The sequence below is a fragment of the Catellatospora sp. NPDC049609 genome (assembly GCF_040675365.1).
Classification (GTDB): Bacteria; Actinomycetota; Actinomycetes; order Mycobacteriales; family Micromonosporaceae; genus Catellatospora.
The window spans coordinates 1-9,462 of sequence record NZ_JBFAOU010000245.1 but is presented as its reverse complement, the minus strand read 5'-3'; the positions used below and the strand labels follow the sequence as shown (position 1 = coordinate 9,462).

General features: G+C 71.0%; 10 protein-coding genes. All 10 read left to right on the top strand.

All coding sequences use genetic code 11. The annotated features are described in order from the left end of the window. The first annotated feature begins 163 nt into the window (after positions 1–163). The 10 genes from AB0J67_RS36860 to AB0J67_RS36815 all read left to right on the top strand — a co-directional run bounded on the left by AB0J67_RS36860 (position 164) and on the right by AB0J67_RS36815 (position 9,387). Positions 164–2,920 (top strand): AAA family ATPase, encoded by a 2,757-nt coding sequence (locus tag AB0J67_RS36860; RefSeq protein WP_363489711.1) that lies wholly within the window; start codon positions 164–166, stop codon positions 2,918–2,920. A 160-nt stretch (positions 2,921–3,080) separates the two neighbouring features. Continuing rightward, positions 3,081–3,404, top strand: coding sequence for a 4-oxalocrotonate tautomerase family protein (locus tag AB0J67_RS36855; RefSeq protein WP_363489709.1), 324 nt, complete (start codon positions 3,081–3,083; stop codon positions 3,402–3,404). A gap of 17 nt (positions 3,405–3,421) precedes the next feature. Beyond that, a complete protein-coding gene (locus AB0J67_RS36850) occupies positions 3,422–4,381 on the top strand; it encodes an NADP-dependent oxidoreductase (protein WP_363489707.1) in 960 nt (319 codons plus the stop codon). Positions 4,382–4,414: 33 nt separating this feature from the next. Beyond that, on the top strand, positions 4,415–4,939 hold the full coding sequence (locus AB0J67_RS36845) for a nuclear transport factor 2 family protein (RefSeq protein WP_363489705.1): 525 nt from the start codon (positions 4,415–4,417) through the stop codon (positions 4,937–4,939). Then, positions 4,936–5,664: an alpha/beta hydrolase gene (locus tag AB0J67_RS36840; RefSeq protein ID WP_363489703.1), complete on the top strand. Its 729-nt coding sequence runs from the start codon at positions 4,936–4,938 to the stop codon at positions 5,662–5,664. Before AB0J67_RS36845 ends, AB0J67_RS36840 begins: the two co-directional genes overlap by 4 nt. A gap of 61 nt (positions 5,665–5,725) precedes the next feature. Next, entirely contained in the window at positions 5,726–6,718 is a 993-nt protein-coding gene (locus tag AB0J67_RS36835) for a zinc-dependent alcohol dehydrogenase family protein (protein WP_363489701.1), read from the top strand. A 102-nt stretch (positions 6,719–6,820) separates the two neighbouring features. Next, positions 6,821–7,447, top strand: coding sequence for a cysteine hydrolase (locus AB0J67_RS36830; protein ID WP_363489699.1), 627 nt, complete (start codon positions 6,821–6,823; stop codon positions 7,445–7,447). A 134-nt stretch (positions 7,448–7,581) separates the two neighbouring features. Then, complete coding sequence (locus tag AB0J67_RS36825; protein ID WP_363489697.1) at positions 7,582–8,499, top strand: SDR family NAD(P)-dependent oxidoreductase; 918 nt, start codon at positions 7,582–7,584, stop codon at positions 8,497–8,499. A gap of 37 nt (positions 8,500–8,536) precedes the next feature. Then, the gene (locus AB0J67_RS36820; RefSeq protein WP_363489695.1) at positions 8,537–9,115 is read left to right on the top strand and encodes an IS5 family transposase; all 579 of its coding nucleotides are present in this window, start codon (positions 8,537–8,539) and stop codon (positions 9,113–9,115) included. Continuing rightward, complete coding sequence (locus AB0J67_RS36815) at positions 9,091–9,387, top strand: transposase (RefSeq protein ID WP_363489713.1); 297 nt, start codon at positions 9,091–9,093, stop codon at positions 9,385–9,387. The genes AB0J67_RS36820 and AB0J67_RS36815 overlap by 25 nt, the downstream gene beginning before the upstream one ends. The last annotated feature ends 75 nt before the right edge of the window (positions 9,388–9,462 follow it).

The following is a 9,462-nucleotide window of genomic DNA, read 5'->3' as shown; positions in this document are numbered from 1 at the left end:
CGCCGTCGCCGCCCTGGTCTCCGACCGCACCATCACCTGGTGAAACGCCCCGGAGCAGCCCATCACGCGACCTCAACTATTGCGCACAAGATCGTAAGCGTCGTCACTCGCTGAATCCGGACGAGGCGGCTGGAACTTCGCATCGGACGGGGGTCAGGCACGCATGTCTGCGACGGTGCACGAGCTGTACGGCCGCCGAGCCGAGTGCGAGACCCTCGACCAACTCGTCGAGGAGGTCCAGGCAGGCAACCATGCCGTTCTGGTACTTCGCGGCAATTCCGGCGAGGGCAAGACCGCTCTGCTGGACCATCTGGCAGACAGGGCGGCTCAGCATGGCCGGGTCGTTCGGGTCGCCGGCGTCGAGGCCGAGATGGAGTTGCCGTACGCCGGGTTGCAGCAGCTCTGCGCGACGATGTTCGACCAGCTGGACGCTCTGCCTGTACCGCAGCGTGACGCGCTGCGGGTCACGTTCGGCCTCGCCGAGGGGGCGGCCCCGGATCGTTTCCTGGTCGGCCTGGCGGTCCTGACGCTGCTCTCGGACGTGGCATCCCAGCTGCCCCTGTACTGCGTGGTCGATGACGCCCAGTGGCTCGATCGGGCGTCGGTGCAGGCGCTGGCGTTCGCGGCGCGACGGTTGCAGGCCGACCCGGTGGCGCTGGTGTTCGCGGTGCGCCGGCCCAGCGGTGAGCGCGAGCTGGTCGGGTTGCCCGAACTGAACGTGGCCGGCCTCAACCACGCCGACGCGCGCCTGCTGTTGGCGTCGGCGGTGCACGGCAGGCTCGACGAGCGCGTGTGCGACAGGATCGTCGCGGAGACCCGGGGTAACCCGCTCGCACTGCTGGAGCTGCCGCGGGGGTTGACCCCGGCGGAGCTGGCGGGCGGCTTCGGGCTGCCCGATGCGCAGCCGCTGGCGAGTCGCATCGAGCAGGGCTTCGTACGGCGCCTGCGGCCGCTGCCGGCGCAGGCCAGGCAGTTCTTGCTTGTCGCGGCCGCGGAGCCGATCGGCGACCCGACCCTGCTGCGGCGGGCCACCGCCGAGCTGGGGCTGACCGACGACGCGGCAGCGCCCGCCGAGGCCGCGGGTCTGATCGAGATCGGAACGCGGGTGCGGTTCCGGCACCCCCTGGTGCGGTCGGCTGTCTACCGAGCCGCCACACTGACAGAACGCCGGCGAGTGCACCAGGTGTTGGCTGACGCGACAGACGCGGTGGCCGATCCGGACCGCCGCGCGTGGCATCTCGCCGCAGCCGCCCCCGCACCTGACGCGGCGGTGGCCGAGGAGCTGGAGCGCTCGGCGGAACGGGCGCAGGCGCGCGGCGGTGTCGCGGCCGCGGCCGCGTTTCTGGAGCGGGCGACGGAACTGACCCCCGACCCGGCCCGACGTGGTGCTCGTGCGCTGGCCGCGGCGCAGGCCAAGTTCGACGCCGGGGACATCGACACCACCCGCGAGCTGCTCGCCACGGCGGAGATGAGCGCCCTGGACGGCCTGCAGCGGGCCCGGGTCGAACGCTTGCGAGCCCAGCTGGCGTTCGCCGGCAGCCGTGGCAGGGACGCGCCGCCGCTGCTGCTGGGTGCCGCCGAGCGGCTGTCGGCCCTCGACGCCGCGATGGCGCGGGAGACGTACCTGGAAGCGCTGCTGGCCGCGATCTACGCGGGGCGCCTCGGCGACGGTGAAGGCGTGCTCGCGGTCGCGAAGGCGGCCCTGTCCGCACCCGCCGCCGCCGAACCCCCGCGCGCCGTCGATCTGCTGTTGGACGGCCTGGCGACCCGGTTCGCGCACGGATACGTGCAGGCCGCGCCCATCATCCAGCGATCCCTGTCCGCGTACCGCTCCGAGTACCACCGGCTTACCTGGGTATGCCTGGCGACCTCGGGTGCCGCGATGGACCTGTGGGACGATCAGGCCTGGCTGGAACTGGCCACCCGCCAGGTGCAGCTGGCGCGTGAGGCCGGCACGTTGAACCTGCTTCCGCTGGCGCTGGACTACCTGGCCGGCTGGCATGTCCAGGCCGGTGAACTGGCCGGCGCGGCGACCCTGCTGGAGGAGGCGGCGGCCCTCAACACGGCGGTGCAGGTGGCGCCGCCGCCGTTCACGTCGCTGATCCTGGCCGCCTGGAGGGGTGACCGGGAAAGCGTCGACGAACTACACCGAGACGGCATCCGGGATGCGTCGGCGCGGGGCGAAGGCAACGCGCTGGCAATGATGGAGTACGCCACGGCGGTGCTGCACAACGGGCTCGGCCTGTACGGGTCGGCGCTGGACGCCGCGCGTGAAGCCGGTGCGGGAGACGAGCTGGCGACCGGACCGTGGGCGCTGGCGGAACTGGTAGAGGCCGCGGCCAGGACAGACGAGCGGGAGGTCGGCGAGCAGGCCCTACGGCGGCTGGCACAGCGGACGCGGGCCAGTGGAACGCAGTGGGCGCTGGGTGTCGAGGCCCGCTGCCGCGCCCTGCTGAGCGAGGGGGCGGCTGCCGAGGCGCTGTACCGGGAGGCGGTCGAGCGGCTGGACGACTGCCGGATGGCCGCGCACCTGGCCCGGGCGCATCTGGTGTACGGCGAGTGGCTGCGCCGGCAGCGGCGCCGCGCGGACGCCCGCGAGCACCTGCACCGCGCCCACGACATGCTCACCCGCATGGGTGCCGAGGCGTTCGGTGAACGCGCCCGCGGCGAGCTGCTGGCAACAGGCGAGACGGTCCGCAGACCGAGCGCATCGGCGGCGGCCGACCTCACTGCCCAGGAGGCTCTGATCGCCCGTCTCGCCAGCGCTGGGTACACCAACCCGGAGATCGGCGCTCAACTGTTCCTCAGCCCGCGCACGGTCGAGTGGCACCTGCGCAAGGTCTTCGCGAAGCTCGCCATCAACTCCCGCCGCGAGCTGCGCAACACACCGCTGCAGGCCAAGGCCGCCCTGCCGGTGTAGCCGCACCGCCATGCCGGGGGTTCGCGCGGGGCTGACCAGGGATTATGACGGGTTCAGCAGCGGCCGGCGGGCGCGACACTTGATCCATGGAACCGGCCGCGGCGCCGGTGGCGTACCGAGCGTCGCAGGCCACCGCGGCGGGATCGACAGGAGGAAGTCCATGCCGTTCGTCAACGTCAAACTCGTCGAGGGTGTGTTCACCGAGGAGCAGAAGCACGCCCTGGCCGCGGACCTGACCGACGTGATGGTCAGGCACGAGGGTTCCGAGGCGTTCCGCGACGTCGTGTGGGTGCTCATCGAAGAACTGCACCCCGACGGCTGGCACATCGGAGGCGAGCCGTTCCGCGGCCCGAAGTCGCTCATGCAGGCGCTTGGCCATGCCAAGGCGACATACGAGTCGATCGAGGGCGACCCCACCACCCGCCAGGAGTTCGCGGCGGTCGCCCCGCCGGTCAGCCCGGGCGCGCGAACCGGTCGCGAATGAGCAGCGGGCAGGTGGCCATGCGAGCGGTCGGTCTGACCGAGTACGGCGGCCCCGAGGTGCTGCGGATGGTGGACGTACTCCGCCCGCAGGCCGGCCCCGGGCAGGTCCGGGTGCGGGTCCGCGCGGCGGCGGTGAACCCCGCCGACACCCTGCTGCGGGCGGGCTACATCGCGAACCTGATGCGCGAGCTCACCCCTCCCTACATACCGGGCCAGGACGTCGCCGGAACCGTCGACCAGATCGGCCCAGGCGCCGACACCCGCCTCCGGATCGGGGACCGGGTCATGGCGATGGTCATCCCGATCCGGCCAGGCGGTGGCGGGTACGCCGAACACGTCGTGCTCGACGCCGGATGGATCACCCCGGCACCGGCCGGGACCAGCCACGTCGAGGCGGCCACACTGCCGCTTAACGGGCTGACCGCGTTGCTGGCGCTGGACGAACTCGGCCTGCCCGCCGGGTCGAGCCTGGCGGTCACCGGCGCGGCGGGCGCGCTGGGCGGCTACCTCGTGCAACTGGCCAAACACCGCGGGCTGCGGGTCGTCGCCGATGCACTACCGGCCGACGTCCCGCTGGTCAGCAAGCTGGGCGCCGACGAGGTCGTGGCCCGCGGCGACGGCGTCGCCGCGCGCCTGGTCCAGGCCGCCGGCGGGCCCGTCGACGCGGTCGCCGACGCCGCCGTCATCGGCGACGCCCTGTTCGGGGCGATACGCGACGGCGGAGCATTCGCGCAGTTCCGCGGATCGGGCGAGCCCGGCGGCGGGCTGCACACGCCGCAGCGCCCGATCACGATCCACTCGGTGTTCGTTCCCGACTACGGCGGCCGGCAGGACAAGCTCGACGAGCTGCGCCGACTGGCCGAGGCCGGGGTGCTGACCCCACGCGTCGCTCAGGTCCTGCCGCCGGAGCAGGCACCGCTGGCCCACCGGCTGCTGGAAGCCGGCGGCGTGCGCGGACGCCTGGTACTGGCCTTCTGAAAGCCCGTCACGCAGCGACAGGAGAAGCTCCTCATGACCGATCAACTGGTGCGGCAGCTGCTCGACGTGGAAGCAATCAAGCAGCTCAAGGCGCGCTACTTCCGCTACGTCGACACCAAGCAGTGGACGGAACTGGCCGCGCTTTTCACCGCCTCGCCCCACATCGACTTCGGCGACGTCGTCTTCACCGACGCCACCGAGTTCGCGACCTCGACCGGCCGCCTGATCGGCCGGACGCCGACCGTGCACCACGGCCACATGCCTGAGATCGAACTTACCGGCCCGGACACCGCCACCGGCGTGTGGGCCATGGAAGACCTGGTCACCGTGCCCAGCGGCCCGCACACGCCACACGGCCACCACGGATACGGCCACTACCACGAGACGTACCACCGGGTGGACGGGCGATGGCGGATCGCCCGGCTCAAGCTCACCCGCCTGCGTCTGGACCCCCTGGACGAAACCGACCCACGGCGCCTGGCCGGCGCCCATCTCGAACAGGCCGCGTCCGGCAGTCGGAGCGTCGGCACAGGACACCACGAAAGGAGCAGCTCGTGAGCATCACCGACACCACCAGCGGCAAGCCGACGGTGGTCCTCGTCCATGGCGCGTTCGCCGAGTCCGCCAGCTGGAACGGCGTCATCGCCGCCCTGCTCGGCGACGGCTTCCCCGCGATCGCGGTCGCGAACCCGCTGCGCGGCGTCAAGTACGACGCCGACTACCTGCGCAGCGTTCTCGCGCAAGTCCAGGGCCCGATCGTGCTGGTCGGGCACTCCTACGGCGGCACCGTCATCACCAACGGCGCCACCGGCAACGGCCAGGTCAAAGCACTGGTCTATGTCGGCGGGTTCGCCCCCGACACGGGCGAGAGCGCCGCCGAGCTCGCCGGACGCTATGAAGGCGGCAGCCTCGGCGAAACGCTCACCGCCGTCGAGCTGCCGACCGGCGAGACCGACCTGTACATCCGCCAGGACCGCTACCACGCGCAGTTCGCCGCGGACTCGCCTGCCGCCGACGCGGCGGTCATGGCGGTCACCCAGCGGCCCATCGTGGAGTCCGCGCTCAACGAGCCGTCGGCCGAGCCCGCTTGGCGGGCGATCCCGTCGTGGTTCCTGTTCGGCAGCGAGGACAAGAACATTCCCGCGGCCGTGCAGCGGTTCATGGCCGAACGGGCCGGGTCCCGGCGGACCGTGGAACTGGCCGGCGGGTCGCACACCGTCGGTATTCCCGAAGCCGCCGCTGTCGTGGAGCTCATCCGCGAAGCAGCGGCAGCGGGCCGCTAGCCGTCGGCGGCACCGGAACCGACGACATCGACACCGATGACATAGATGAGAGGTATGGCACATGCGTGCTGTCGTACTGCGGGAGTTCGGCGATCAGCTGAAGGTCAGCGAGATCGACAAGCCGGTCGCCGGACCGGGCCAGGTGCTGGTGCGGGTGGCGGCCAGCGGCGTCAACCCGCTGGATGCGAAGATCCAGGCGGGCAAGGCGGCCCACGCGAAGACGCGCCTGCCGGCGGTCCTCGGCCTGGACCTGGCCGGGATAGTCCAGGCGGTCGGCACGGGTGTGGCCGGCTTCCAACCCGGCGACGAGGTCTACGGCCTCACCGGCGGGGTCGGCGACCTGCCGGGCTCCCTCGCGGAGTACACAGCCGTGGACGCCCGGCTGCTGGCGCTCAAGCCTAGGTCGCTGACCATGCGCCAGGCGGCCGCGCTGCCGCTGGCCGTCATAACCGCCTGGGAAGGGCTCGTCGACCGAGCCGCGGTGCAGGCCGGTCAGCAGGTTCTCGTGCACGGTGGCGCGGGCGGAGTCGGCTCCGCGGCCGTGCAGATAGCCCGCGCTCGCGGGGCCCAGGTCTACGCGACCGGCTCCCCGCGCAGCCTCAAGGCCATCGAGGACCTCGGAGCGACACCGATCGACTACACCAGCGTTTCCGTCGAGCAGTACGTGCAGCAGCACACCGGGGGCGAAGGCTTCGACATCATCGTCGACACCGTCGGCGGGGCCACCCTCGACGCGTCGTTCGCGGCCGCGCGCACCTACACCGGCCATGTCGTCAGCGCGCTCGGGTGGGGCACCCACTCGCTGGCTCCCCTGTCGTTTCGCGGAGCGACCTACTCAGGGGTCTTCACGCTTCTGCCGATGCTCACCGGCCGCGGACGCGAACACCACGGCCAGATCCTGCGAGAAGTCGCGGCACTGGCCGAGGCGGGGGCACTGGTGCCACTGCTCGACCCTCGCCGCTTCACCTTGGACGACGTGACCGAGGCGCACGCGGCGGTCGCGGCCGGCACCACCACCGGCAAGATCGTCCTGGACGTCGCCGACCACGCCTGATGCGGTGAGCGGTCCAGCGGGGATGTCCGGCAACGCCGTCCCCACCACGAAGGTGCTCAGGCCGGGAAGCCTTCGCCCGACGAACACGATGGGAGTCGCCTGATGTCCAGCACCGATTACGAGAGCGGCCGGATCGGCCTGCTTCTCATCGACACGGTCAACGAGGTCTTCGCTGAGAAGGGCAAGAGCTACGCGGAATTCAAGGACGAGTTCGAGCGGATCGGCACCTTCGAGAACCTCAAGCGGCTGCTCGCCGGAGCACGCGCGCAGCGCATGCCGGTGTTCTTCGCGCCCATGTCCTTCACCGAGGAGGACTACACCACCTGGCGCTACATCTGCGGCATCCAGCAGGAGATGTACGACAACCGCCTGTTCGAGGCCGGCACCTGGAACGCCGACTTCCACCCCGACCTGTCGCCGGAGCCCCGCGAGATCGTCGTCTCTCCACACAAGAACATCGACGTCATCGCCACCACCGACCTGGATACGCAACTCAGACAACACGGCGTTCAGTACGTTGCGGTCGCGGGCATGGTCGGAACCATGTGCGTGGAGTCCACGGCCCGGACCGCGATGGAACGCGGCTACCACGTCACCACGTTCACCGACGCGACAGCCGCGGCCGGCGGTCGGCCGGCCTACGACGCGATGATCCTGCGCTACCCGCTGATCTCACACGCGACGCTGACCGTCGACGACTTCCTCGACGCGACATCACACGCACGCTGACCACGACGCCAGGCGTCATCAAGTCGGCCGGTCCGACCGACAGGCCCTATGGCCGAGCACGCGCGGCGGGTCCCAGGGATCTGCCGGGCCCGATACCCGACGCGAGGCGCCGCAAGATCAACGAAAGGCAAGCAATGACAGAACGGATCGTCACGGACTTCGGATTCGCCACCACTGCGGAGCAGGTTCTCGACGGTGTAGACCTGTCCGGCAGACGTGCGATCGTGACCGGCGGCGCATCGGGCATCGGCACAGAGACGTCCCGAGCTCTCGCCCACGCGGGCGCCGCGGTGACCCTCGCGGTGCGCCGGACGGACGCCGCGGAGCAGGTCGCGGCGGACATCGTGCGGACCACGGGCAATCCTGCGGTAACCGTGCGGCCTCTCGACCTATCCGACCAGGACTCGGTGCGTACATTCGCCGCCGCTTGGGACGAGCCTTTGCACATCCTGGTGAACAACGCCGGGATCATGGCCCTGCCCGACCTGCAGCGGACCCCGGAAGGCTGGGAGATGCAGTTCGCCACGAACTTCCTGGGTCACTTCGCACTGACGCTCGGCCTGCATGACGCGCTCGCTGCGGCCCACGGCGCACGGATCGTGTCGCTCGGCTCCAGCGGCCACCTGTTCTCCCCGATCGTCTTCGACGACCTGCACTTCGACTTCCGCCCCTACGACCCCTTCGTCGCCTACGGGCAGTCCAAGACCGCCGACATCCTGCTAGCCGTTGAGGCAACTCGGCGGTGGTCAAGCGAGGGGATCTACGCCAACTCGCTGAACCCCGGTGCGATCGCGACGAATCTGCAGAAGCACACCGGCGGGCTGAGGACCCCGCCCGAGCGCCAGAAGAGCCCCAGCCAGGGCGCCGCCACCTCGGTACTGCTTGCCGCGTCCCCACTGCTGGAAGGTGTGGGCGGCCGTTACTTCGAGGACTGCGCACAGGCCGAGGTGGTCACCGCGCGCCCTGGTGACTACCGCGGCGTGGCCGCGTACGCCCTTGACGCTGCCAACGCCGAGCGACTCTGGACCGTCGCCGCGGGCCTGCTGGCCTGACCCCTCCTCCGGGCGATGCCGGGCCAGGCCACCACCGGTGACGCCCGACAACGGGTCTGCGGCCAGGCCGATCCCGCACCCCCGGCACCTGCCCACCGGCCGCGCACGCCGGTACCCGTCGGACACCACCGACGCGGAATGGCAGGTCATGGCCCGGTACGTACCCGCCGGTGGCACCGGCCGCGCCGTGTCCTACCCGCGACGCGACATCGTCGACGCCATCCGCTACCTGGCCCACAACGGCTGCGTATGGCGGGCACTGCCCGTCGACTTCCCGCCCTGGCCCACGGTCTACCACTACTTCCGGACCTGGACCCGCGACGGCACCCTCACCCGCCTGCACGACGGCCTGCGCGAACAGGTCCGTGTTGCCGAGGGCCGCAACGCCACCCCGACAGCGGCGATCATGGACTCGCAGTCAGTGCGCGCGGCCGAGACCGTCGCCAAGACCAGCCGCGGCTACGACGCGGGCAAGAAGGTCAACGGGCGCAAGCGCCACATCGTCGTGGACACCACCGGCCTGCTGCCGATCGTCCTGGTCACCACCGGCGCGGTGCAGGACCACGACGCCGCCCGCGCCCTGCTGGGGCACTGCGCACCTGCTTCACCGGCGTAATCAAGGTCTGGGCCGACGCCGGCTACGCCGGCCAGCTCGTCGACTGGGCCACCCAGGCGCTCGGCCTGGCCGTGGAGATCGTCCGCAAACTCGCAGACCAGGTCGGGTTCCAGGTCATGCACCGCAGGTGGGTAGTCGAGAGAACTCTGTCGTGGATCACCCGCTGCCGGCGCACCGTCCGCGACTACGAGCGCCATCCCGAACACCACGCCGCGATGGTCCAGTGGGCCATGGTCATCGTCATGACCCGACGGCTAGTAGTGCTTTGTTAGGTCGGTGGTCGGCGTTTGTGGCGGACGGTTCTGATCTTTCGTCGGCAGGTGGGGCAGGCGCCGGTCCAAGTGGCG

Bases quoted from the DNA above. Each gene is read 5' to 3' on its own strand.
- AB0J67_RS36825 (WP_363489697.1), top strand. From the start codon at position 7,582: ATGACAGAACGGATCGTCACGGACTTCGGATTCGCCACCACTGCGGAG.
- AB0J67_RS36855 (WP_363489709.1), top strand. From the start codon at position 3,081: ATGCCGTTCGTCAACGTCAAACTCGTCGAGGGTGTGTTCACCGAGGAG.
- AB0J67_RS36835 (WP_363489701.1), top strand. From the start codon at position 5,726: ATGCGTGCTGTCGTACTGCGGGAGTTCGGCGATCAGCTGAAGGTCAGC.
- AB0J67_RS36860 (WP_363489711.1), top strand. From the start codon at position 164: ATGTCTGCGACGGTGCACGAGCTGTACGGCCGCCGAGCCGAGTGCGAG.
- AB0J67_RS36845 (WP_363489705.1), top strand. From the start codon at position 4,415: ATGACCGATCAACTGGTGCGGCAGCTGCTCGACGTGGAAGCAATCAAG.
- AB0J67_RS36850 (WP_363489707.1), top strand. From the start codon at position 3,422: ATGCGAGCGGTCGGTCTGACCGAGTACGGCGGCCCCGAGGTGCTGCGG.
- AB0J67_RS36830 (WP_363489699.1), top strand. From the start codon at position 6,821: ATGTCCAGCACCGATTACGAGAGCGGCCGGATCGGCCTGCTTCTCATC.